This window comes from Aeromonas allosaccharophila (genome assembly GCF_016026615.1).
GTDB lineage: Bacteria > Pseudomonadota > Gammaproteobacteria > Enterobacterales > Aeromonadaceae > Aeromonas > Aeromonas allosaccharophila.
On the sequence record NZ_CP065745.1, the window covers coordinates 1,688,766 to 1,710,884 of the forward strand.

Sequence of the window (22,119 nt, forward strand, 5' to 3'; positions counted from 1 at the left end):
AAAATGAAAAAAGAGAGGTGCGGACAAATCGCGGGACAATCGACAGAAACCCAGGCGCCCCCTGATAGGCGACCTGTTCGCATCTCCCCTTCGCCTATACCTCAGGCGTGGCAATCCTAGGCTTAATCAACTGATGGGAGTGTGATTAATAACGCAAAACACTAACAATGAAGCGCATGACGACTCAAAATATTGATAACTGTGACAAGAGTGGAGTTTTTGACAATAAGTCGATTCACCAGCAGCGCCGGAGGCAAACCGGCTATGAGATCAACCAAGAGGGGGGCGGATAGCGGGATAACGTGATCACGTCATCCCGTCATTTTCAGCTGTGTCAGCGGATCACTGCGCATCCGGCTGGTTTGCGGGGGCGGCCTTGATAAAGGCCTGCAACTGCTCGCAGTTGGCGACGATGCGGCGGATGGTGGGGTAATCGTCCAGGGTCATGTCGTAACGGCGCGCGTTATAGACCTGGGGCACCAGCATGCAGTCGGCCAGAGTCACTTCATTGCCGACGCAGTAGACACCGGCGGTGGTCATCAACAGCTGTTCGAGGGCAGTGAAGGTCTCGTCAATCCAGTGGCGATACCAGTCCGCTTCCTGTGCTTTGTTGACCCTTAAGTGCTCTTCCAGATAGCCCAGCACCCGCAGATTGTTGAGCGGGTGGATATCGCAGGCGATCATATTGACGATCTGGCGCACCCAGGCCCTCGCCTCGGGAGCAGAGGGCATCAGGGAGTAGGCGGGATAGGTCTCATCGAGGTACTCCATGATGGCAACGGACTGGCCGATCTGCAGATCGCCATCCACCAGAAACGGCACCAACCCCTGTGGATTGAGGCGGCGATAGGCCTTCTCGCGCTGTTCGCCCTGCCGCAAATTGATCGGATGCTGCTCGTAGGCGAGCCCCTTGAGCTGCAACACGATCCGCACCCGGAAACTTGCCGACGAACGCCAATAGCCAAACAACTGCAACATAATCTGTCCCTGCTTTTAATCTGGGCCCGAAGCCCGGCAGGTGCTCACCACCTGCCTCCTTGTGTATCCGGCACCGGTTGAGGGCTCGTCGTGATCCGGACATATCCCGAATAGGTTTGCCACCAACCGGCGCTGGCCATCAACCTCCCTGACCGCTCGCAGGCATCACTTGTTGAGAGATGGTGCCAAACAGGTTTTGGCCAGAGCGATCTTCCATCGCGATCGACACTCTATCACCAAACTGCAAATAGGAGGTTGTAGCTTGATCACAATCAAGAATTTCCAGCATGCGGCGCTCGGCGATGCAGGATGAACCGGCGCTGCGATCGTAGTTGGAGACAGTGCCCGAGCCGATGATGCAGCCAGCGCCAAGGGGACGGGTCTTGGCGGCGTGGGCAATCAGTTCTAAGAAGCTGAAGGTCATATCCACCCCGGCATCCGGTGCACCGAACAGGGCGCCATTCAGATGGGTGCGCAGGGGCAGCATAACCTTGCCATCGCGCCAGTCATCCCCCAGCTCGTCCGGGGTGATCGCCACCGGCGAGAAGGCGCTGGACGGTTTGGACTGGAAGAAACCAAAGCCCTTGGCCAGCTCCCCCGGGATCAGGTTGCGCAGGCTCACGTCGTTGACCAGCATCATTAATTTGACGTGGCTGGCGGCCCCCTGCGCGCTCACCCCCATCGGCACATCGTCGGTGATGATGGCCACCTCCGACTCGAAATCGATCCCCCACTCCTCCGAGCCCATGACAATCGGCCCACGGGGTGCGAGGAAGCTGTCGGAGCCCCCCTGATACATCAATGGATCGTGCCAGAAGCTCTCGGGCATCTCGGCGCCGCGTGCCTTGCGCACCAACTCCACATGGTTGACGTAGGCGCTGCCATCGGCCCACTGGTAGGCGCGCGGCAGCGGAGAGAGACAAGCCGCTTCGTCAAAGGGGAACGCCTCACCAACGTGGCCCTCGTTAAGCTGCTGATAGACAGCCTCGAGCCTGGGGGCAGCCTCGGCCCACTCGTCGAGGGCGGCCTGCAAAGTCGGGGCAATCTCGCTCACCCGAACCGCACGGCTCAGATCCCGGCTCACCACCACCAAAGCGCCATCGCGCTTGCCATTGTTCAATGTTGCCAATTTCATAAGCGATTCCTTATTTGCCGGCAGCCGCGTCCGGGCGCTGCCAGCTGGAGACATACCGGGTGTTCTCGATCCCTTCGCAAAGGCTGCCGACGTTCAGCGCATCGCGGGTGTCTAGCATGACCGCCACCTCGTCGGTGAACTTCTTGGCATAGGCCTGCCCCGCCGCAAACGCCTTGGGATGGGGGCCGTGGGTAAAACCGGCAGGGTGGAAGGTGACCATGCCCCGCTCGATATTGTCCCGGCTGAAGAAATCCCCTGCGTGGTAGAAGAGCACTTCGTCGTAATCATCATTGCTGTGATAGAAGGGCACCTTGAGGGCTCCGGGGTCGCTCTCGATGGGGCGCGGCACGAAGGTGCAGATGACGAAGCGGCTCGCCACAAAGGTGGAGTGGGCCGACGGTGGCAGATGGTAGCGGTGGCTCATCAGCGGGCGGATATCCCGCCAGTTGAGGCGCACCACGCACAAGTCGCCGTGCCACCCCTGCGCATCCAACGGGTTGAACGGCCAGGTGATGACCGACACCTGATCGTGGCGCTTCACCTGCAGCGACCAGGGATTCTCATCCTGCTGGGCCAAAAAGCGCTCGTTGATAGCGGGAACATCCAGCGCAGTCGGATCGAAGATGGCGTGATTGCCCACCAACCCCTTGTCCGGCAGCTGATAGCTGTCGTTGGTCGCCTCGATCATCAGGATGAACATGGGCGAACCGGGTTCGATGCGCCACATGGTGCCACGGGGGATCACCACATAGTCGCCATCGCGCAAGGTCAGGTGGCCGTAATCGCAGAAGAACTCGCCGCCCCCCTCGTGGATAAAGAGCAGCTCGTCACCGTCGGCATTGCGCACCAGAAACGGCATCGCCTCGGAGAGCCGCCAAATCCGGTAGCGACAGTGGGGGTTGCTGAGAATATCGGGGGCCACCCAGGGGGAGAGCGAGCTCACCTCCTCTTGCAGGGCATTCAAGTCAAACAGCCGTGGCCGCAGTGGCCCCTCCCAACTGCTCCAGTCGGTGGGGGCATGCTTGTGGTGCATGTGGGTAGCGGGACCGAAAAAACCGCTGCGCCCCAGCTCGCGCTCATAGATGGCCTGTTCGGGCAGATCGGCATGGGCCTGTCGGGAGTGGGTCCCCTCCCGATGGGGGAAACTTATCCAGTTACGCATTATTTGGATCTCCTTTGCCATGCTCAGCGTCATCCAGCACGCCGCGGCGGATCTGGTCCAGCTCGATCGATTCAAACAGCGCCTTGAAATTTCCCTCGCCAAACCCTTCGTTGCCCTTGCGCTGGATGATCTCGAAGAAGACCGGGCCAATCACGGTATCGGTGAAGATCTGCAGCAGGATGCCATCCTTGGTGGGGGAGCCGTCGATGAGGATACGCAGATCTTTGAGGGCCGCCAGATCCTCCTGATGCCCCTCGACCCGGCAGTTCACCTTCTCGTAGTAGGTATCCGGCGTCGGCATAAAGCCAGTACCGCGGCTGCGCAGGGTGCGGATGGTGTGGTAGATATCGCTGGAAGCCATGGCGATATGCTGGATCCCCTCCCCCTTGTACTGACGCAGATACTCCTCAATCTGGGACTTGTCATCCGCCGACTCGTTGATGGGGATGCGGATCTTGCCGCAGGGGGCGGTCATGGCACGAGAGTGCAGCCCGGTCAATTTGCCCTCGATATCGAAGTAGCGAATTTCACGGAAGTTGCCGATCCGCTCATAGAAGTTGGACCAGACATCCATATTGCCGCGATGGACATTGTGGGTCAGGTGATCGATCTCGATGAGACCGGCATCCACCTCGGCCATCCGGGCCTGCCAGTCGGGGTAGAAAACAAAATCCACGTCGTAGATGGAGCCCTTGTCGCCATAGCGGTCGACAAAGGAGAGAGTGCTCTCGCCGATACCGTAGATGGCGGGAATGTTGAGCTCCATCGGGCCAATCTTGCCAATAAAGGGCTTGGCCCCCTTGGTGATGGCGAACTGCTGGGCCTTGCCCGCATCGCTCACCCGAAACGCCATGCCGCAAACGCTCGGCCCGTGCAGGCTGGCAAACTGCTCCGCCTGGGAGTGAGGTTCGGCATTGACCACGAAGTTGATGTCCCCCTGCCGGTAGAGCCAGCACTGCTTGTGTTTATGCCTGGCGACCTCGGCAAACCCGAGCGAGACAAACAGGCTCTTGAGGGCGGCAATCCCTTTGGCATCGGGGGCTGTGTACTCGACAAACTCGAAACCGTCCGTTCCTAACGGATTCGAGCTCAGCGGATTGATGGTATGGGTGGCGGAAGAGGTGGCATTCATCGGGCGCTCCTTGCTCTTGATTCGGTTAAAACGGATTGCAGCACCCAGCGGCGCAGCAAGTGTTAACAACTTGTTTCATTAGAGGCAGGGCGTAGCAGGAAGAGAAGAGGCGAGATGCAGATAGTTTTTCGCAGCTGGCAGCAAAAGATGTAAACAGATTGTGACATTAAGACCACAACCTTGCGGATCAAACGGTGACGACCCGCAGGGCTGTCAGCTTTGGCTTACAGTTGCCAATTTTTGACCATCAGATGGGGCAAGCGGGCCCGGGCTTTTTGGAGCCGCGTGAGCGTCGGGTTGATCAACCACGCCTCTTTCCCCAACCCCAGCAGCGGCAGATCGTGCAGGCTGTCGCTCAGGGCCAGCTCGGCATCGAGGGCGCAGATTTCGGGCAGCAGCTTGTGCTGACCGTGGCAATAGAAGCGCGGCATCAGGCCGCCAAAACGGTAGTGCATCTGCGAGCCAATGATCCGGTGGGGCAACTGGCCGGGCAGTTGCTGATAGAGCTGGGCCCGCACCAGCGCGCAGGGACTGGCGGAGATCACCCAGCAGCGTGCCCCCTCGCGTTGCAGCAGTTCGCGAGCCTGACGAAACAGTCCCGGTCTGGTGCGGCAATAGCCACGCACCAGCTTGCGCCAGCCCAAGGGAGAGAGCCCCAGGGTGATGGCCCACCAGATAAGGGAGATACCACGGCGCCGCTGGCTGGGCAGCAAATAGACCATCCCGCCCAACGCAATCACCGGCAACAGCAGCAGCGGCCAGAACCGGCGCCGCAGGATATAGCGCAACAGACCGGCGTGGCTGTCGCCGGGGGCCAGGGTGTCGTCAAAGTCGGCCAGGATCCAGCGCGGAGTGCTCCCGTCAGAGGCATTGGATGCATCACGCTCTTTTGCTGAATGAATCATGGTGTCAGGCTCAAGTTGCATCAGAGTCAGGGCACAAGGGTGGCGATCGCGGCTGTCAGCTCGGGGGTGACAAATTCATTCCCCACATCGGGCGGGCAGACAAAATCGAACGGCTCCCCCGACAGCGAAAAACTCAGTCGCCAGGCGTGCAGATAGCCTCGCTCGGCTGGCGTGCCGCCATAGCGCTCGTCCCCGAGGATGGGGGCACCGATGCTTTTGAGCGCAACCCGGATCTGGTGGGTCTTGCCGGTCTGGGGCTTGATGCGATAGAGCCGCAGACCCTCGCGCACCGACACCGAATCGAACCAGCTGATGGCGGGGTTTTCCAGCGTGCGCGCCAGCAGCCAGCTGCCACCGCGCCCCTTTTGCATATCCCCTTTCACCCAGCCCTGCTTCTTCTTCGGTTTGCGATCGGAGAGCGCCAGATACTGCTTGCTCACCTCGCGGGCCGCAAAAGCCATGCTCAGCTCGCGGTTCGCCTCCGTGGTACGAGCCAGCAGCACCAGCCCGGAGGTCATCTTGTCGAGCCGGTGCACCGGATAGAGAGTCAGACCTGTATCGGCCTTCACGCGATTGACCAGCCCCGGATTGACCGCTTCACCGTCGCCCTTCTCGTCGTGCATACCGATGCCGGGCTGCTTATCGATAACCAGAAAAGCGGGATGCTCAAACAATATCCGGTACATAAAACCTCGGGAACTGGGGGATAAGGCACGCAGCCAACGGCTGACTGCGCTCGGGAGTGCTGCATTCTCCCTGCTCGGCCGCCATTTGGCAAACCGGGTGGGCCAAACCGGGTGGACAGACGAAGAAGATGAAAAAAGCCGAAGAAGATAAAAAATGACCCCACCTGCAACAGGTGGGGCCATTTTCGGCCATCTTGGCAGCTCAACCCTTACACATTGCGCGGGCGCAGGTGGGCATGCCAGCGCGCTTCCCACTTCTTGAACAGCCAGACGATGACAAAGGTGAGCAGCATATAGAGCAGCCCGGCGGTCAAAAATGCCTCGAACGGACTGTAGTAGCGGGAGTTGATGATCCGCGCCGCGCCGGTCAAATCGACGATGGTGATGATGCCCGCCACCGCCGAACCTTGCAGCATGAAGATCACCTCGTTGCTGTAGGCAGGCAGTGCCCGACGAAACGAGTTGGGCAAAATGATCCGGGTCAGGGTCTGCCAGCGGGTCATGCCAAAGGCGTTGGCTGCCTCAATCTGGCCACGCGGCATATTGTGCACCGCCCCGCGCACGATCTCGGCGGTATAGGCGGCGGTATTGAGGGTGAAGGCCAGCAGGGCGCAGAACCAGGCTTCGGAGAAGAGCGACCAGGCGGCACTGTTTTTCAGCCACTCCCACTGGGCGGCGCCGTAGTAGATGATAAAGAGCTGCACCAGCAGCGGGGTGCCACGAAAGAAGTAGATATAGGCCCAGATCGGCCCCTTGATCAGCCAGTTGCGGCTATTGCGCAGGATGCCCATGGGCACCGCCAACATCAGACCAAGGATCAGAGAGAGGGCCACCAGCCAGACGGTGGTATAGAGCCCCTCCCAGTAGGTCGGCCACTCTTTGAGAATGATTGAGAAATCCATGGCTTACCTCGTCTTTATGGCATAGTGGCGCTCGGCCCACTTGAGCGCCGAGGTGGAGACTGCGGTGAAGATCAGGAAGATCAGCGCCACCGCCATGTAGAAGGTGAAGGGTTGCTGGGTTGAACCCGCCGCCAGCGAGGCTTTGCGCACCATGTCATCAAGGCCGATGATGGAGACCAGCGCGGTGGTTTTCAGCAGCACCAGCCAGTTGTTGCCAAACCCCGGCAGGGCGTGGCGCATCATCTGGGGGAAGAGGATCCGCACAAACACCTGGGTTGCCCGCATGCCAAAGGCGCGTGCGGCCTCCAGCTCGCCTTTGTCCACCGCCAGAATGGCGCCGCGAAAGGTCTCGGTCATGTAGGCGCCGAAGATAAAGCCGATGGTCGCGACCCCGGCCACAAAGGGGCTGATATCGATATAGTCCGGGAGCAGGGAGACCCACTCCTGATTGGGATTACTTTCCAGCAACCAGTTGTTGTAAGCCTCGTTAACCCAGGTGCAGATGCCGTTGATCAGCACCTGGCCGCCAAAGAAGAGCAGCATCATCAGCACCAGATCGGGGATACCGCGAATGATGGTGGTGTAGCCGGTGGCGATGGCCCGGGCCCACTTGTAGGGAGAGAGTTTGGCCAGCGCCCCCAGCATCCCCAGCAGCAACGCCAGCAACAGGGAGGCCAGCGCCACTTCCAGGGTGACCCAGGCCCCCTCCAGCAGCGAGGCTTCGTATCCTTTCAAATCAAACATGGGCAGCTCCATTGCAATTAATAGGGCCCATTGCTCCACACAGAGAACATGGGCCCCGGGACTACTGGCGAGGTGAGCCAATCGGCCTGTTACTTGTCGTTGAGCAAAACGTCACAAGTCCCCTCACCCTGCCCTCTCCCAAAGGGAGAGGGCACTGCCTTTACTCGCCGTAAACGTCTCTTTGTTTTACTCGCCGTATACGTCGAACTCGAAGTACTTGTCGTTGATCGCCTTGTACTTGCCGTTGGCACGCAGCGCCAGAATGGCGGCATTGAATTTCTCTTTCAGATCCTTGTCAGCCTTGCGCACCGCGATACCGGCACCCTCGCCAAACCACTTGGGATCGGTCAGTTTCGGACCAACGAACTCGTAGGCATCGCCCCCTTCCTTCTTCAGCAGACCGTCGGTGATGGCGGCAGAGTCGGCCATCACATAGTCGACACGACCGGATTTCAGATCGAGATAAGCTTCATCAGCGGTGCCGTAACGTTTGATGGTGGCGTTCGGGAAGTTGTCGGTGATGTAGGTATCCATGGAGGTCGCACGTTGCACCGCCACGGTTTTACCATCCATGAAAGCCTTGTCGAGCTTGACGTCAGTGCCCTTCTTGGCAGCGAAGCGGGCCGGAATGTGCTGGTACTTCTGGGTGAAGTCCACCTTCTTCTTGCGCTCTTCGGTGATGTCCATGGTGGCGATGATGGCGTCAAACTTGCGCGACAGCAGCGCCGGAATGATGCCGTCCCAGTCCTGCTTGACCAGGGTGCACTTCACCTTCATCTCTTCGCACAGGGCGTTGGCGATGTCGATATCAAAACCTTTCACCTCGCCACTGGGCTCGGTCCATGAGAAGGGGGGATAGGCACCCTCAACCCCGATCCGTACCTCTTTCCACTCCTTGGCCATCAGGCTACCGGACGCGAGGGCAGTGACTACGGCAGTCGCCAGCATCAGCTTGTTCATGTATCTCTCCTTGATAAAACAGTTGATTGGGTAACTCGACATTCCGCCATCAGTAGATGGAGGAGATGAATTGCTTGAACCGCTCGGATTTGGGATGGGCGAAAATCTCCTTGGGGTTGCCCTCCTCTTCCACCCGCCCCTGATGCAGAAACATCACCTTGTTCGATACATCCCGGGCAAACGACATCTCGTGGGTCACCACCAGCATGGTTCGCCCCTCTTCGGCCAGCTCGCGCATCAGGCCGAGCACCTCCCCCACCAGCTCGGGATCCAGCGCCGAGGTGGGTTCGTCAAACAGCATCACCTCGGGCTCCACCGCCAGCGCACGGGCGATAGCGGCTCGCTGCTGCTGACCACCGGAAAGATGGCCGGGATAGTAGTCGCGCCGCTCCCACAGCCCGACCCGGTTGAGCAGATGCTCGGCTCTGGCGATCGCCTCGGCGCGGGGCACCTTGAGCACCTGGATCGGCACTTCGATGATGTTCTGCATGATGGTCATGTGTGACCAGAGGTTGAAACTTTGAAACACCATGGCCAGTCGGCTGCGGATCCGCTCCACCTGACGCATATCTTGTGGTTGCCGCTCACCGGCCCGGTTGGTTTTCATGGCAATCAGCTCGCCATGGAGCGAGACAGTGCCGGATGAGGGAGTTTCGAGCAAATTGATACAGCGAAGAAAGGTCGACTTCCCCGAGCCGGAGGAGCCGATAAGGGAGATGACATCCCCCTTGTGGGCGGTCATGTCGATGCCCTTGAGCACTTCGTGGGTGCCAAAATATTTGTGCAGATCACGTACTTCCAGTGCGGCAACGTCGCTCATCCATTACAACCTTGTCTGTCCCTAGACGCCGCAGGGGGCGTGACTCAACCATCGTCCATTTAACAAAAAGTTAACCGATGGCAACCTTCAGCGAAAATATCACCCGGATAGTGAAAAAACAATACAGAACGAGGGTCTTCAGGGGATTCGCTCTATTTTTATTCGCTCTTTGCGTATTTTTCAGCACTTTGTTTGCATAAACAGCCGTTTCAATGGCTATTCAGATACCGCCTTTTTATACCCCAATCATATCAGTGGCAAGAGAAAAGCGTGATGCGTGCCAAACCGGCTCCGAAATCGCTTTATGCACCCCCTTGCAGAGCGAAAGATCAGCCCCCCGATCGGATCAACTTGATTTCATTGGTTCACTCGGGCTCGCACAGAACCTTAACAAACAGCCGAGTTGTGGCGAAAAAGTAACAACACCCTCAAAAAAGGGCTGTTTTCGGCCATGAAAGCGAGAGATATGTGACACAGAGCCAATAAGTAATGATAAGGTGGTATTTTTATCAGTTTTTGTGATCGAGGCCTCGATGTTGCTCAATGTGTTGCTGATCCTGTTGCCACTGGCAATCGGCTATCTGGTTCCCCTCTCCACTGCCCGACTGATCAAGCTGGTCAACCAGAGTTTGGGCAAGATGGTCTACCTCATCCTGTTTCTGATGGGGCTGGGGCTTGCCTATGTGGAGAACCTGGGCAGCAATCTGGCGGTGATCTTCAAGGTCGCCGGGGTGATGCTGGCGGCGATCACGGTCTGTAACCTGCTGGCCCTCTGGTGGCTCGACAAGCGCACGCCGCCGACCCACGAGGCAAACGATGCCAGGATGCCGAGCAAGCTGCACCTGTTGTGGGAGTCACTGCAGCTCTGCTTTGTGGTGCTCGGCGGCGTGCTGCTCGGGCTGCTGGTGGATCTGCGCGCCCTGCCCATCGACAAGTGGAGCGAGTGGGCCCTGATGCTGCTGCTGTTTCTCATCGGGGTGCAGATGCGCAACTCCGGCATGCGACTGCGGCAGATCCTGCTCAATCCCTGGGGGATGAAGATCGCCTTCACCGTCATCATCAGCAGCTGGATTGGCAGCCTGCTGGCCGCCCAGCTATTGGGCATGCCCCTGAGCCACGGGTTGGCCCTGAGCTCCAGCTTCGGCTGGTACTCGCTCTCCGGCATTCTGGTGGCCGACAAACTGGGGCCCGTGCTGGGCTCGGCCGCCTTTATCAACGATCTGGGCCGTGAGCTTATCGCCATCCTGATCATTCCGGTGCTGATGCGTCGCCACCCATCGGCCGCCATCGGTTACGGCGGCGCCACGGCGCTGGACTTCACCCTACCGGTTATCCAGAAATCGGGGGGCATTCAGGTGGTACCGGTGGCCATTGTCTCCGGCTTTATCCTGAGCCTGCTCGGCCCCATCCTGATCCTCGGGTTTCTGGCGATCTAACTGCATTTGCCCGCAGCCAGCACGAAAAAGCCCGACACGACTGTCGGGCTTGTGTTATCCGGGTATACCGCACGCCTACTTTATCTATGACTTATCCACGCCACTGTCCGCCACTCATCACCCGCTCGATAGCGAACGTCCGGGTGTGCACCAGCAGCAGATCCGCATCCTGCCCGACCCCGATACGGCCCTTGCTGCCAAGCCCCATTGCCTGCGCCGGATTGCTCGTCACCGCGGCCAACGCCCTCTCCAGCGACACACCGAGCCGGATCGCGCGCACGCACTGCTGCCACAGGCTGGCAATCTGGCCGCAGCGCATCTCGATAAGCCGACCTTCGCCATCAAAGCGCGGCAGGCTGGCATTGGCATCCGAGCTGAAGGTGATGCGCTCGGCAGGCACACCGGCGGCCAGCAGCTCGGCCAGCCCATCGGCGGCAAGCCGTTCACCATCCTCCAGCAGATCGGGGAAGCTCGAGGTGGTGAGGTCGACCCAGCCTCCCGCCTTGCCCCACTCGATGGCCTCGGCAAACAGCCAGGGATTGCGGTTGCAGTGAGTGGGATAGAGCTGGCGCAGCGGGATATCGGTCTCATCGCGCAGCGCCCGCAGGGGGGCCAATGCCCCCTTGCCATCCCCGATATGGAAGAAGCTGACCCCGCTTTTGCCCGCGAGCAACCCGGCCACCCGCGCCTCGCTGGCAAGCCTGGCCAGCTCGTGGTGGGTCGGCGCACTGGATCTGTGGTCACTGATGGCCACCTCCCCCACCCCCAATACCTCGGGAATGAGGATGATGTCCGACTCCACCGTGCCGGTCAGAGTCTTCACCGGCAGATGGTAGGAGCCGGTATACATAAACGCGCTCACCCCAGCGGCGCGAAACTCCCGCACCTTGCCGATCACCTGCGCGGGAGTGCGGGTCAGGCTGTCGGTACCGAGCGCCGCCACCAGGGTGGTGACACCGGCCTTGAGCGCCTCGCATGCCGCCAGTTCCGGGGTGCGAAAGGCAAAGCCCCCCTCACCGCCACCGCCGGTGATATGGGCCAGCGGATCCACCAGCCCGGGCACCAGATAACTGCCACGACCATCGACCCGATTCAGCGGCCAGTTTGCAGGCACCGTCAACCCCTTGCCCATCCAGGCAATACGGCCATCGGCCACCAGCAGATCCTGCTGGCCAAGGTGGGTGGGGCTGAAGATCTCGGCCCCCTCGATCAGGGTCAACATCATGGCTACTCCTTCTCTCAATCCGGTGAAATGTCGCGAGGCAAAACCCTATTTACCCACTATTGGCGGCCCGGTGAAAGCCCTTCCTGCCAAACACCTTGTCATTGCATCCATAGGCAAGGGGAAGCGGATCCGCTAGGCTCAGCGGCACTGTCCCTCTGCGAAGCGACTTTTCCATGAATTTTCTGGCCCATCTCCATCTGGCGGCCCACACCCGAAGCTCCCTCACCGGCAACCTGCTGGGGGATTTTATCAAAGGACCGCTGCCCACCGCTCTTGCGGCCCACTTCGATGAGGGGATCTGGCTGCACCGCAAAATCGACTCCTTCACCGACAGCCACCCCGAGCACAAGGCGGCCGTTGCCAGCTTCGAAGCCCCCTGGCGCCGCTTTGGCGGCATTGTGGTGGATATGATCTACGACCACTGGCTGAGCCAGCACTGGGGGCGGTTCAGCACCGAGCCCCTGCCCAGCTTCCTGCAACGCAGTTATGACCAGCTATTGGCGGATCACCCGCATCTGCCGGACGGGTTGCCACTCCCCCTCAAGCGAATGGCCGAACAAAACTGGATCGCCTCCTATCGCCACAGGGAGGGGCTGGGGCAAGCGCTTAACGGCATCGGTCGCCGACTGCGCCGCCCGATACAACTGGGAGAGGCACTGCTGACCCTCGATGAGTCGCAGTGGCAAACATGTGAAGCGGGATTTCTGCGCTTCTATCCCCAGCTGATGGATTTTAGCCAGCAGCAGCTGGCCCAATATCGGGCAGCGCAAGGGGCACAGTGATCCCTCTGGATAGACCTGCTTCCCCATAAAAAACGCCCCTTGCGGGGCGTTTGTCATCAGCTGGCTTCATCTTTCTTCTTGCGAATGCTTAAGCCAAGCTCCCGACCACGCAGTCGGGCGTAGTAGATGGTGCCGACAAAGGCGAGGGTAGTGAACAGCAGCTCCACCACCGCCAGCCACCGCTCTCCCTCATCCGTGGTGATCAGGGTAAGAGCGTGCAAGAAATAGGGCATCAACACGAAGTTGCCCCAGGCGTGGGTGTAGGGGTTGCCCTGCACTATCCCCTTGAGCGGGAAGAGCAGCGGCACCGTCCAGATCACCGGCAGCAGCCAGGGGTTGAGGTCCGGGTGGGGTGACAGCCACAGATGCCAGAGGATGACCCAGCCCAGCAGGCCGAAGAAGCCGACCAGGGTCAGCCAACGTGCGAAGCGGGTGCTCACTTGAGGATCTCCAGCACCTGCTCAGGCGGGCGACCAATGCGGGCCTGACCATTCTTGATGACGATGGGACGCTCGATCAGCTTGGGATGCTGGTGCATGGCGCTAACGAGGGCATCACCGCTGACATCGGCCAATCCCAGCTCCTTATAGAGATCCTCCTTGGTACGCATCAGCTGGCGCGGATCGCTAAAACCGAGCAGAGCAAGCAGGTTGCGGATCTCATCTTCGCTCGGGGCCTGCTCCAGATAGAGCACCACATCAGGGGCGATCCCGTGCTGTTCCAGCAGGGCCAGGGTTTCGCGACTCTTGGAGCAGCGCGGATTGTGGTAGATTTGGGTCTCGCTCATGGTAACTCCCTGATTAATCGCAAGATGGGACTAGAAACGGCGCTATTGTAGGGGAAAGTGATGGTCAGGGTAAGCGGCAGTGGAAAGGAATTGAAACGAATTTGTTGGCTGATTGTGGCTGGCCTGCTGGGTGCCTGCACACCCGCCCCCGAATTTACCGATGCCAAAGGGCAGCCGGTCAGCTTGCGCCACTTTGCCGGCAAGCCGCTCCTGGTCAACTACTTCGCCCCCTGGTGCGCCCCCTGTCTGCGGGAGATGCCGCGCCTCAACGCGCTGGCGGCAGAAGGCCAGATCGCCGTGGTAGCGATCAACTACGACCCGATGACCCCGGCAGAGCTGGGGCAACTGGCAACCCGATATGAGATCAAGGTGCCGCTCCTGATTGCCAATGAGGATGCCAAGCTCCCCTTCCCTCGTCCGGGCGCCCTGCCTACCAGCTATCTGCTCGATAGCGAGGGCAAACTCAAGCAGACGCTGATCGGTGAACTGGACCCGTCGAACATCGAGATGCTCAAGGCGACCATCAGCCGCGTGAGCCACTAACGAGCCGTGCTATCACCGTTACCCACATCAACGTCACCGCCATAAACAACAAGGGCGCACCGTGGTGCGCCCTTGTTGGATTGGCCAATGCCAGCTGTCGTTAGCCCTTGAGGCTGTCGAGATCCTTCTTGGCGCGTTCCAGCTCGGTGATGCGCGCCTCCAGACGAGCCAGAGTCATCCGATCGCTGGTGGTGCCGCGTGCAACGATCAGCTCGTCGATGGCCGCCTGATAATCCCCGCGCAGCGAGAGCATCTCGGCCCGCGCCATATGCAGTTCGGTCATCCGGCCCGCCTTGCGATAGGCATCGGCCAGCAGGTTCCAGGCCAGATTGTTCTCTTCATGCTCGCGGGCATAAGGGTCGAGGATGGCGATGGACTTCTTGTAGTTGCCGCTCTCGAGGTAGGCGTTGCCGAGGTTGACCACCACCACTTCGTTATCCGGCATCCGGCTGCGGAACTTCTCGAGGCGGGCGATGGCCTGGGCGCTACGCCCCTTGGCCAGATCGATGTCGGTCTGGGCATCGACGATAAAGAGATCTTCCGGATGACGGGACGCCAGCTCCTGCATCAGGGTGTCAGCCTCGTCAGTGCGCTTGAGCTGGATCAGCGCCAGCGCCTTGCCATAGATGGCGGCATCCTTGAGCGGGTAATCCCCCTTCTGGATCCGGGTATCGAAGTAGCTCAGCAACCCCTGCGGGGTATCGGTGCCAAAACGGACCTGAATACGCACCTTGGCCAGCCAGAAGTCGAGGCTGGGCGGCAAGTCGCGGCGGCCATAGTTGCCTGCACGGGCGCGGGCCTCGCTGATCCGGGTCTCCGGCAACGGGTGAGTGAGCAGCATTTCCGGCGGCTTGCTGGCATAACGGTACTCGGCAGCCAGTTTCTGGAAGAAGTTGGCCATCCCCATGGGATCGAAACCGGCATCGTAGAGAGTCTTCATGCCGATGCGATCCGCTTCATATTCGTTGTCGCGGGTGTAGTTGATGGCAGACTGCATGGAGAGGCCCAGCGTGGTCTGCAGCGCGGCGATACCGGCGGTCGGGTTGATCACCGCCAGCGCGATGGAGCCCACCAGTCCGGCCAGGGTCACTGCCGAGCTGCTCGCCTGCGCCTCCATGTAACGGGCGATATGGCGCTGGGTCACGTGGGTGATTTCGTGAGCCAGTACCGAGGCCAACTCGCTCTCGCTGTCGGCGTAGAGGAACAGGCCGGTGTGCACCTTGACCCGCCCGCCGAGGAAGGCGGCCGCGTTGATGGTGGGATCATTGATCAGGAAGAAGGTAAACGGGAAACGCACCCCATCTGCGTTGGTCAGCAGTCGCTGACCCAGATCGTCGATGTACTGGCTCAGCACCGGATCATCGATGATCGGCAGGCCCGCGCGGGCAAAGCGCATAAAGGCGTTGCCGTAACGCACCTCCTGCTCGATGGGCAGGGCCGCCACCCCGGCCGTGCCGATGTCGGGAAGCTGGTTGTTGGCCTCGGCATGAAACGTGGCGCCCATCAGGGAAGCCAGCAGGGGAAGCGATGCCATCAGGGGGGAAAAGCGTGCCACGTTATCTCTATCTCCATCAGAAAGGGCCTCGGCAGAATACCCTTGCCCATCAAGGGCTACAAGCGTTGTTTCACGCTCTTATCACGGCCATAATAGCGGCCACCTGCCTGATGGAGTCCCCATGGAAGTTCTCGACCTGACCCCCTGGCGTTGCCCCGAGCCGCTGATCCGGCTCAAGCTCTGGTTGCGGGAGGCCAAAAGCGGTCAAACCGTCACCATCCGGCTGGCCGATGCGGGCTCCCGGCAGGATATTCCGGCCTATCTGCAGCGTCAGGGCCACCATGTCGAGATGCAGCAACAACCGGACAATACCCTCTCTTTGCAGTTGGTTGTCGGGGCGAAACAGCCATCTTGAGCCCCAGTGATGTAAGGATGCAGTCATGTTAGAAGTATTGAAGCGCTGGTATCAGACCCGTTTTTCCGATCCCGATGCCGTTACCCTTTTCCTGTTGCTGGTGTTCTGCTTCACCATCATCTGGCTGTTTGGCGATCTGCTGGCCCCGCTGTTGGTGGCGCTGGTAATGGCCTATTTGCTGGAGTGGCCGGTCGCCCGGCTGCAAAAAGCGGGGCTGTCGCGCACCCTGGCCACCAGCGTCATTCTGATCCTCTTTATTGCAGTGGCGGTGGCCTCCTTGCTGGGTCTTATCCCGACGCTGGTGAGTCAGGGGATCAATCTGGCCAAAGAGGCGCCCGCCATGCTGACTCACGCTCAGGATTATGTGCGCACCCTGCCGGACAAATACCCCGAGCTGATTGATGTCAGTCTGGTGGAGACGGTCATCGACAATATTCGCCAGCGCATCCTCAGTGGCGGCGAGCATCTGGTGAGCGCCTCCCTCAGCTCGCTGGTGAACGTAGTTGCCATCATGATTTACCTCATTCTGGTGCCGCTGATGGTCTTCTTTATGCTCAAGGACAAACGGGTACTGATGGGCAGTCTGCGCCGCTTCCTGCCGCGCAACCGCACCCTGGTCAACCGGGTGTGGGTGGAGATGAACAACCAGATCATCAACTACATCCGCGGCAAGGTGATCGAGATCCTGATCGTCGGTATCGCCACCTATGTTCCCTTCGCCCTGATGGGGCTGCGTTACTCGGTGCTGCTGGCGGTCGCGGTCGGCTTCTCGGTGCTGATTCCCTATATCGGCGCCGCCGTGGTGACCGTGCCGGTGGCCATGGTGGCATTGTTCCAGTGGGGGCTCACCCCGGAGTTTGCCTGGCTGATGGTGGCCTATCTGGTCATTCAGGCCCTCGATGGCAACCTGCTGGTGCCGGTGCTCTTCTCGGAAGCGGTCAACCTCCATCCGGTGGCCATCATCATCGCCGTGCTGGTGTTTGGCGGCTTGTGGGGATTCTGGGGGGTCTTCTTCGCCATTCCCCTCGCCACCCTGGTCAAGGCGGTAATCAACGCCTGGCCCAAGCGGGAAGATAATGCCCATGCCGTCAAATAACCGGCCACTGCGGCCACGCCTTCAGCCACTGACTCCCAGAGAGCGCTTATGACCCTTTCACGTCGCATCCCCCTTGGCGGGCTAATGGCCCTGCTGCTTGCCACCGTGACCCCGGCACAGGCCGAGATCGATCTCGGCTCGGTCGATATGCTGGCCAGTGACAGCCCCACCAGCCCGGTGCCACAAGGGCTGGTGGTGGGCGCTACCCTGATCGGGGGACAGGCCCGCTACGAAGCGCAGGACAACGCCGTCTACGCCATCCCCGGCTTTATCTACTTCGGCGACGACTTGATGTTTTTGGGAGATCGGGCCCGCTACTACTTCCACAAGGATGAGAACGTCGCCCTCTACGGCTATGGCCGGGTGCGTTTTGGCAATCTGGATCCCGAGGACTCGCCCGCCTTCAGCGGCATGGAGCAGCGTGAGTGGCAGCTGGAAGGGGGGATTGGCGGCAACATCGTCACCCCTTACGCCCTGCTGACCATCCGCGCCAACAGTGATGTCACCGGCCGCAGCAAGGGACAGGAGCTGCTGCTGTGGGCCGATTTCCCCATCCTGCGCGACAACCTGCTGATCATGCCCGGCATGGGGCTGATGCTGCGCAGCGACAAGATGGCCAACTACTACTTCGGCGGCATCTCCGAGAGCGAGGCGACCGCCCAGCGGCCCGCTTGGGATACCGGTACCACCCTCTCCCCGATGGCGGCGCTCATCACCAGCTACCGCTTCAGCCCCAACTGGATTGGCATGTTTGCCATGAACTACGAATGGTATGATCGGGACATCAAAAACAGTCCCATCGTCCAGCACGATGGCGAGCTCTATGCAGGCTTTGCGCTGGGTTATATCTGGTAACGCAGGTCAGCTAGCAGGCTGCGCCAATAGACGCCAGCCTCATCACCAAACGCAACAAGGGAGCCAATGGCTCCCTTGTTTATAACTTGCGTCTGGCTTACAGCGCGGCCAGAAACTCACCGAGCGCCTGATTGACGAAGGCGGGGTTCTCCATGGAAGAGATGTGACCGGCCGCCGGGATCTCCTTGAACGGGCAACCCAGTACCTCGGCCATCAGATAGCCCTCCAGCACCGGACGGGCCTTGTCCTCGCAACCGGTCATCACCAGCGCAGGCACCGTCACCTCTTCCAGCCACTCGATACGATCTTCGCGGGTCACAAAGCTGCGACCCACCGCCACCATGGCGGCGATCTTGTCGCTTGGCCAGCTGGCCAGCCGCGCCTTGAACTCGGCCAGCAAGGCGGCATCGGGCTGGTTGGCAAAGAAGATGGGCGCCACTTGTTCGATGATGGGTGCCGGAATGGAACCAAGCTGCTCGATCGCAGCGAGCATGCCAAGGTAGCGTTCGCAGGTGATCTGCGGCTCGAGGCCGACAAAGCTGTCCATCAGCACCAGACCCTTGATACGGTTTGGCGCCATGTGCGCCAGCTCAACACCCCACATGCCGCCGATGGAGAGGCCCACCAGCACGCACTCCTCAATGCCGAGGGCATCGAGCAATGCCAAGTGATCGCGCGCCAGCGTCGCCAGGGTGCAGCCACCGTCGGGGAGTACATCGGAATCACCGTGGCCCCACAGCTCGGGGACGATGCAGCGATAGCTGCCCTTGAGCGCGGCAATTTGCGGCGCCCACATGGCGCTGTCCCACAGATAGCTGTGGCCAAACAGCAGCACCGGGCCCTGCCCTTCGTCCAGATAGGCCATCCGGCGGCCCGCTATCTCCATAAAATGCTTCATGTTATCTCCTGTTGCCAGCGATGGGCGGGCAGTGTATCACGTCCCCCTTGGCAGGTGACGCCTCCCTGGTGCAAGCTGACAGTGACTCAAAGAAGTCACCCATGAAAGGATGCCAAAAGGAGAAGCCCATGGCGAAGGAGAAGAGCAAGAAGCGGCCGCGTCTGGACAAGAAGTGCTACGAGCACCACCTTGCCCATCTGCAGGAGGAGCTGGTCAAGCTGCAGGAGTGGGTCAAGCAGGAGGGATTGAAGGTAGTGGTACTGTTCGAGGGACGGGACGCCGCCGGTAAAGGGGGCGTCATCAAGGCGATCACCGAGCCGCTAAACCCCCGGGTCTGCCGGGTCACGGCGCTGCCCGCCCCCTCCGATCGGGAGCGATCTCAGTGGTACTTTCAGCGTTATGTGGCCCACCTGCCCGCCGCTGGCGAGATGGTGCTGTTTGACCGATCCTGGTACAACCGGGCCGGAGTCGAGCGGGTGATGGGATTTTGCAGCGACGCCGAGTATCGCGAGTTTCTGCGCGCCTGCCCCGAGTTTGAGCGGATGCTGATCCGCTCCGGCATCACCTTGATCAAATACTGGTTCTCGGTCAGCGATGAGGAGCAGGAGAAGCGCTTTAAAGAGCGGATCAACACCCCCATCAAGCGCTGGAAGTTCAGCCCGATGGATTTGCAGTCCCGCTCGCGCTGGGTGGAATACTCCCGCGCCAAGGATGACATGTTCACCTACACCGACACCGAGGATTGCCCCTGGTTCGTAGTGGAGGCGGACGACAAACGCCGTGCCCGTCTCAACTGCATCGCTCATCTGCTGGGCAAGGTGCCCTACGAGGCGATCCACTACGAGCCCATCAAGCTCCCCCCCATCAAGACCGAAGGCTATGAGCGCCCGCCGCTGACCAGCCAGAACTTTGTGCCCGATATTACCGCCGACCTCGAAGCCTGAGCCCTGTCACCTAGCCTGAATTCTCCCATGGCAGAATTACAGGCAATAAAAAGCCGGTCTGACGACCGGCAAAAAGGCATTGAATAATAAGGAAAACCAGCACAACAAAAAAATCAGGTACGGATATATTTGGCGGTACGGGGGAACGCCTGCTCCTTGGCATCGAACAGGTAGCAGGCCTCGGCCGGAATACCCACGCTGTAGGTCTGACCGGTCGCCACATCCACATCCGAGGTGGCCTTGACGGTAAAGTCGTGACCATCCACATCCATATAGACGAAGGACTCGGCGCCCAGGTGCTCGGCCACCTGCACGATCCCGCTCACCTTGCTGTGCGCATGGGGGTGATCCAGCGGCATCAGGTGCTCGGGACGAATACCCAACTCCACCTTGTCACCCACCGCGCCACTGCGGGCATCGACCCGGGCACGCACGGTATCGCCGGAGGTCAGCTTGACCACGCACTCCTGCTCGCCAATCTCCAGCAACTCGCCCGCCAGGAAGTTCATCTTGGGAGAGCCGATAAAGCCTGCCACGAACTTGTTGTCCGGGTTGTGGTAGAGATCCAGCGGTGAACCGAACTGCTCCAGGTTGGTGGCCGCCTCGCCCTTGAGCGGGCTCAGCACCACGATCTTGTCGGCCAGGGTCATCGCCTCCACCTGATCGTGGGTCACGTAGATGATGGTGGAGTTGAGCTCTTTGTGCAGCTTGGCGATCTCGATCCGCATCTTGACCCGCAGCGCGGCATCCAGGTTGGAGAGCGGTTCGTCAAACAGGAACACCTGCGGCTGCTGCACGATGGAGCGACCGATGGCAACCCGCTGACGCTGACCACCGGAGAGCGCCTTGGGCTTGCGGTCCAGCAGCGGCTCGAGACCCAGGATCTCGGCGGCGCGCATCACCCGCTTGTGGATGTTCTCTTTGTCCATCTTCTTGAGCTTCAAGCCAAAGGCCATGTTCTCGTAGATGTTCATGTGGGGATAGAGGGCGTAGGACTGGAACACCATGCCGACGTTGCGCTCGACTGGCGGCACGTCGTTCATGTAACGACCGCCGATGGTCAGCTCACCGCTAGTGATGTCTTCCAGACCCGCGATCATCCGCAGCAGAGTGGATTTACCGCAGCCGGACGGGCCGACGAAGACGATGAACTCCCCTTCCTTGATGGAGAGGTTGATGTTGCGCAGGGTGTCCTTGTGAACAGCCGGATCGTAATTTTTGCGAACGTTGTTGAGTACTACTTCAGCCATGACGAGCTCCGCTCTTGAATCTTTGCAAATCGTGATAGCGGGGGGAGACAGCTCCCCCGGCCATAAACTTAACCTTTCACACCACCGGCGGTGAGGCCACCGACTAACCAGCGCTGTGCAAGCAGGAACACCACTGTGATGGGGAAACCGGAGAGCACTGCGGCCGCCGCGAAATCACCCCACAAATAGTTCTGCGGATAGAGGTACTGCTGGGCCCCGACCGCCAGGGTCAGATTGTTCACATCCTGCAACAGGATGGAGGCCATGGGCACCTCGGTAATGGTGCCTATAAATACCAGAATGAATACTACCGCCAGGATGGGCACCGACAGGGGCAACAGGATCAGGCGAAATGCCTGCCACGGGGTCGCACCGTCGATGGCCGCAGCCTCCTCCAGAGAGGAGTCGATGGTCTCGAAGTAGCCCTTGATGGTCCAGACGTGCAGGGCAATACCGCCCATGTACGCCAGGATCAGGCCACCGTGGGTGTTGAGACCGAGCCAGGGGATGTAATCACCAATCTTGTTAAAGAGCGCGTAGATGGCCACCAGCGCCAGTACTGCCGGGAACATCTGGAAAATCAGCATGCCCTGCAGGATGGTGGACTTGCCACGAAAACGCAGGCGGGCAAAGGCGTAGGCACAGGTGGTGGAGAGCGTCACGATCATCAGGGCGGTGACACCGGCGATCTTGATGGAGTTCCACAACCAGGTCAGCACCGGGAATGGCGGCGGTGTCAGACTGCCATCGGCGTTGGTAACCGTCATGCCCAAGGCAAGACGCCAGTGGTCCAGGGTCGGATTGGAGGGGATGATCTCCCCTACTGCGAAGTTACCGTTACGGAACGAGATGGCGATAACCATGATCAACGGGAAGATGATCAGCGCCAGGAAGCACCACATGACCAGGTGGGTTGCCCACACCCGGTATTTGACTGATTTGGGTTGTACGATTGCCATGTTGAAGCCT

Annotated in this window: 24 protein-coding genes; 7 read left to right on the forward strand and 17 right to left on the reverse strand. The window is 60.1% G+C overall.

Annotated features, from left to right (window positions below):
• Positions 1-342: 342 nt before the first annotated feature.
• The 10 genes from maiA to I6G90_RS07540 all read right to left on the reverse strand — a co-directional run bounded on the left by maiA (position 343) and on the right by I6G90_RS07540 (position 9,424).
• On the reverse strand, positions 343-978 hold the full coding sequence (gene maiA, locus I6G90_RS07495; protein WP_197930537.1) for a maleylacetoacetate isomerase: 636 nt from the start codon (positions 976-978) through the stop codon (positions 343-345).
• Positions 979-1,117: 139 nt separating this feature from the next.
• On the reverse strand, positions 1,118-2,113 hold the full coding sequence (locus I6G90_RS07500; protein ID WP_197930539.1) for a fumarylacetoacetate hydrolase family protein: 996 nt from the start codon (positions 2,111-2,113) through the stop codon (positions 1,118-1,120).
• A gap of 10 nt (positions 2,114-2,123) precedes the next feature.
• Positions 2,124-3,275, reverse strand: a complete 1,152-nt coding sequence (locus I6G90_RS07505) for a homogentisate 1,2-dioxygenase (protein WP_197930541.1) — start codon at positions 3,273-3,275, stop codon at positions 2,124-2,126.
• Entirely contained in the window at positions 3,268-4,407 is a 1,140-nt protein-coding gene (hppD, locus tag I6G90_RS07510) for a 4-hydroxyphenylpyruvate dioxygenase (protein WP_197930543.1), read from the reverse strand. The genes I6G90_RS07505 and hppD overlap by 8 nt, the downstream gene beginning before the upstream one ends.
• A 224-nt stretch (positions 4,408-4,631) precedes the next feature.
• The gene (locus I6G90_RS07515; RefSeq protein ID WP_197930544.1) at positions 4,632-5,312 is read right to left on the reverse strand and encodes an HAD family hydrolase; all 681 of its coding nucleotides are present in this window, start codon (positions 5,310-5,312) and stop codon (positions 4,632-4,634) included.
• Positions 5,313-5,338: 26 nt separating this feature from the next.
• Positions 5,339-5,998 (reverse strand): TIGR01621 family pseudouridine synthase, encoded by a 660-nt coding sequence (locus I6G90_RS07520; protein ID WP_197930545.1) that lies wholly within the window; start codon positions 5,996-5,998, stop codon positions 5,339-5,341.
• A gap of 209 nt (positions 5,999-6,207) precedes the next feature.
• Entirely contained in the window at positions 6,208-6,900 is a 693-nt protein-coding gene (locus I6G90_RS07525) for an ABC transporter permease (protein ID WP_005337302.1), read from the reverse strand.
• A gap of 3 nt (positions 6,901-6,903) precedes the next feature.
• The gene (locus tag I6G90_RS07530; protein WP_042053114.1) at positions 6,904-7,644 is read right to left on the reverse strand and encodes an ABC transporter permease; all 741 of its coding nucleotides are present in this window, start codon (positions 7,642-7,644) and stop codon (positions 6,904-6,906) included.
• 186 nt (positions 7,645-7,830) lie between these two features.
• Positions 7,831-8,604, reverse strand: a complete 774-nt coding sequence (locus tag I6G90_RS07535) for an ABC transporter substrate-binding protein (protein ID WP_197930546.1) — start codon at positions 8,602-8,604, stop codon at positions 7,831-7,833.
• Positions 8,605-8,653: 49 nt separating this feature from the next.
• On the reverse strand, positions 8,654-9,424 hold the full coding sequence (locus tag I6G90_RS07540) for an ABC transporter ATP-binding protein (protein WP_033138423.1): 771 nt from the start codon (positions 9,422-9,424) through the stop codon (positions 8,654-8,656).
• 533 nt (positions 9,425-9,957) lie between these two features.
• Here I6G90_RS07540 and I6G90_RS07545 point away from each other — a divergent pair.
• The gene (locus I6G90_RS07545; RefSeq protein ID WP_197930547.1) at positions 9,958-10,860 is read left to right on the forward strand and encodes a lysine exporter LysO family protein; all 903 of its coding nucleotides are present in this window, start codon (positions 9,958-9,960) and stop codon (positions 10,858-10,860) included.
• Positions 10,861-10,951: 91 nt separating this feature from the next.
• Here I6G90_RS07545 and iadA read toward each other — a convergent pair whose 3' ends face one another.
• Positions 10,952-12,082 carry a beta-aspartyl-peptidase gene (gene iadA, locus I6G90_RS07550; protein ID WP_197931177.1) on the reverse strand — a complete coding sequence of 377 codons (1,131 nt, stop codon included), beginning with the start codon at positions 12,080-12,082 and terminating at the stop codon, positions 10,952-10,954.
• Positions 12,083-12,258: 176 nt separating this feature from the next.
• Here iadA and I6G90_RS07555 point away from each other — a divergent pair, with 176 nt between their 5' ends.
• Positions 12,259-12,867, forward strand: coding sequence for an acyl carrier protein phosphodiesterase (locus tag I6G90_RS07555; protein WP_197930548.1), 609 nt, complete (start codon positions 12,259-12,261; stop codon positions 12,865-12,867).
• Positions 12,868-12,923: 56 nt separating this feature from the next.
• Here I6G90_RS07555 and I6G90_RS07560 read toward each other — a convergent pair whose 3' ends face one another.
• Together I6G90_RS07560 and arsC are read right to left on the reverse strand one after the other, a co-directional pair.
• On the reverse strand, positions 12,924-13,307 hold the full coding sequence (locus tag I6G90_RS07560; protein ID WP_197930549.1) for a DUF2069 domain-containing protein: 384 nt from the start codon (positions 13,305-13,307) through the stop codon (positions 12,924-12,926).
• Positions 13,304-13,654: an arsenate reductase (glutaredoxin) gene (gene arsC / locus I6G90_RS07565; protein ID WP_197930550.1), complete on the reverse strand. Its 351-nt coding sequence runs from the start codon at positions 13,652-13,654 to the stop codon at positions 13,304-13,306. The genes I6G90_RS07560 and arsC overlap by 4 nt, the downstream gene beginning before the upstream one ends.
• A gap of 60 nt (positions 13,655-13,714) precedes the next feature.
• Here arsC and I6G90_RS07570 point away from each other — a divergent pair, with 60 nt between their 5' ends.
• Positions 13,715-14,197: a TlpA family protein disulfide reductase gene (locus I6G90_RS07570; RefSeq protein ID WP_197930552.1), complete on the forward strand. Its 483-nt coding sequence runs from the start codon at positions 13,715-13,717 to the stop codon at positions 14,195-14,197.
• A gap of 100 nt (positions 14,198-14,297) precedes the next feature.
• Here I6G90_RS07570 and bepA read toward each other — a convergent pair whose 3' ends face one another.
• Positions 14,298-15,752 (reverse strand): beta-barrel assembly-enhancing protease, encoded by a 1,455-nt coding sequence (gene bepA, locus I6G90_RS07575; protein WP_362808102.1) that lies wholly within the window; start codon positions 15,750-15,752, stop codon positions 14,298-14,300.
• A 121-nt stretch (positions 15,753-15,873) separates the two neighbouring features.
• Here bepA and I6G90_RS07580 point away from each other — a divergent pair, with 121 nt between their 5' ends.
• From I6G90_RS07580 to I6G90_RS07590, 3 genes are read left to right on the forward strand one after another with little or no spacing between them, the layout of a single operon-like run.
• Positions 15,874-16,107, forward strand: coding sequence for a sulfurtransferase TusA family protein (locus tag I6G90_RS07580; RefSeq protein WP_075112720.1), 234 nt, complete (start codon positions 15,874-15,876; stop codon positions 16,105-16,107).
• 25 nt (positions 16,108-16,132) lie between these two features.
• Positions 16,133-17,203 (forward strand): AI-2E family transporter, encoded by a 1,071-nt coding sequence (locus tag I6G90_RS07585; protein ID WP_042059293.1) that lies wholly within the window; start codon positions 16,133-16,135, stop codon positions 17,201-17,203.
• A 48-nt stretch (positions 17,204-17,251) separates the two neighbouring features.
• Positions 17,252-18,058 carry a MipA/OmpV family protein gene (locus I6G90_RS07590; RefSeq protein WP_139406263.1) on the forward strand — a complete coding sequence of 269 codons (807 nt, stop codon included), beginning with the start codon at positions 17,252-17,254 and terminating at the stop codon, positions 18,056-18,058.
• A 97-nt stretch (positions 18,059-18,155) separates the two neighbouring features.
• Here the strand turns inward: I6G90_RS07590 and I6G90_RS07595 are convergent, their stop codons facing one another.
• Complete coding sequence (locus tag I6G90_RS07595) at positions 18,156-18,956, reverse strand: alpha/beta fold hydrolase (protein WP_197930553.1); 801 nt, start codon at positions 18,954-18,956, stop codon at positions 18,156-18,158.
• Between the two features lie 128 nt (positions 18,957-19,084).
• Between I6G90_RS07595 and ppk2 the strand changes: the two genes are divergently transcribed.
• Positions 19,085-19,900 (forward strand): polyphosphate kinase 2, encoded by an 816-nt coding sequence (gene ppk2, locus I6G90_RS07600; RefSeq protein ID WP_197931178.1) that lies wholly within the window; start codon positions 19,085-19,087, stop codon positions 19,898-19,900.
• A 113-nt stretch (positions 19,901-20,013) separates the two neighbouring features.
• On the opposite strand, the gene I6G90_RS07605 is transcribed toward ppk2, so the two are convergent.
• Together I6G90_RS07605 and malG are read right to left on the reverse strand one after the other, a co-directional pair.
• The gene (locus I6G90_RS07605; RefSeq protein ID WP_042658642.1) at positions 20,014-21,150 is read right to left on the reverse strand and encodes an ABC transporter ATP-binding protein; all 1,137 of its coding nucleotides are present in this window, start codon (positions 21,148-21,150) and stop codon (positions 20,014-20,016) included.
• Between the two features lie 68 nt (positions 21,151-21,218).
• Positions 21,219-22,109: a maltose ABC transporter permease MalG gene (gene malG, locus I6G90_RS07610; RefSeq protein WP_197930555.1), complete on the reverse strand. Its 891-nt coding sequence runs from the start codon at positions 22,107-22,109 to the stop codon at positions 21,219-21,221.
• Between the last annotated feature and the right edge of the window lie 10 nt (positions 22,110-22,119).

Excerpts from the sequence above, each read along its gene's own strand:
- hppD (WP_197930543.1), bottom strand. The coding sequence starts at position 4,407 with ATGAATGCCACCTCTTCCGCCACCCATACCATCAATCCGCTGAGCTCG.
- arsC (WP_197930550.1), bottom strand. The coding sequence starts at position 13,654 with ATGAGCGAGACCCAAATCTACCACAATCCGCGCTGCTCCAAGAGTCGC.
- I6G90_RS07525 (WP_005337302.1), bottom strand. The coding sequence starts at position 6,900 with ATGGATTTCTCAATCATTCTCAAAGAGTGGCCGACCTACTGGGAGGGG.
- I6G90_RS07520 (WP_197930545.1), bottom strand. The coding sequence starts at position 5,998 with ATGTACCGGATATTGTTTGAGCATCCCGCTTTTCTGGTTATCGATAAG.
- iadA (WP_197931177.1), bottom strand. The coding sequence starts at position 12,082 with ATGTTGACCCTGATCGAGGGGGCCGAGATCTTCAGCCCCACCCACCTT.
- ppk2 (WP_197931178.1), top strand. The coding sequence starts at position 19,085 with ATGGCGAAGGAGAAGAGCAAGAAGCGGCCGCGTCTGGACAAGAAGTGC.
- malG (WP_197930555.1), bottom strand. The coding sequence starts at position 22,109 with ATGGCAATCGTACAACCCAAATCAGTCAAATACCGGGTGTGGGCAACC.
- I6G90_RS07590 (WP_139406263.1), top strand. The coding sequence starts at position 17,252 with ATGACCCTTTCACGTCGCATCCCCCTTGGCGGGCTAATGGCCCTGCTG.
- I6G90_RS07505 (WP_197930541.1), bottom strand. The coding sequence starts at position 3,275 with ATGCGTAACTGGATAAGTTTCCCCCATCGGGAGGGGACCCACTCCCGA.
- I6G90_RS07535 (WP_197930546.1), bottom strand. The coding sequence starts at position 8,604 with ATGAACAAGCTGATGCTGGCGACTGCCGTAGTCACTGCCCTCGCGTCC.
- I6G90_RS07580 (WP_075112720.1), top strand. The coding sequence starts at position 15,874 with ATGGAAGTTCTCGACCTGACCCCCTGGCGTTGCCCCGAGCCGCTGATC.
- I6G90_RS07555 (WP_197930548.1), top strand. The coding sequence starts at position 12,259 with ATGAATTTTCTGGCCCATCTCCATCTGGCGGCCCACACCCGAAGCTCC.
- I6G90_RS07605 (WP_042658642.1), bottom strand. The coding sequence starts at position 21,150 with ATGGCTGAAGTAGTACTCAACAACGTTCGCAAAAATTACGATCCGGCT.
- I6G90_RS07595 (WP_197930553.1), bottom strand. The coding sequence starts at position 18,956 with ATGAAGCATTTTATGGAGATAGCGGGCCGCCGGATGGCCTATCTGGAC.
- I6G90_RS07500 (WP_197930539.1), bottom strand. The coding sequence starts at position 2,113 with ATGAAATTGGCAACATTGAACAATGGCAAGCGCGATGGCGCTTTGGTG.
- I6G90_RS07585 (WP_042059293.1), top strand. The coding sequence starts at position 16,133 with ATGTTAGAAGTATTGAAGCGCTGGTATCAGACCCGTTTTTCCGATCCC.
- maiA (WP_197930537.1), bottom strand. The coding sequence starts at position 978 with ATGTTGCAGTTGTTTGGCTATTGGCGTTCGTCGGCAAGTTTCCGGGTG.
- I6G90_RS07545 (WP_197930547.1), top strand. The coding sequence starts at position 9,958 with ATGTTGCTCAATGTGTTGCTGATCCTGTTGCCACTGGCAATCGGCTAT.
- I6G90_RS07540 (WP_033138423.1), bottom strand. The coding sequence starts at position 9,424 with ATGAGCGACGTTGCCGCACTGGAAGTACGTGATCTGCACAAATATTTT.
- I6G90_RS07570 (WP_197930552.1), top strand. The coding sequence starts at position 13,715 with ATGGTCAGGGTAAGCGGCAGTGGAAAGGAATTGAAACGAATTTGTTGG.
- I6G90_RS07530 (WP_042053114.1), bottom strand. The coding sequence starts at position 7,644 with ATGTTTGATTTGAAAGGATACGAAGCCTCGCTGCTGGAGGGGGCCTGG.
- I6G90_RS07515 (WP_197930544.1), bottom strand. The coding sequence starts at position 5,312 with ATGATTCATTCAGCAAAAGAGCGTGATGCATCCAATGCCTCTGACGGG.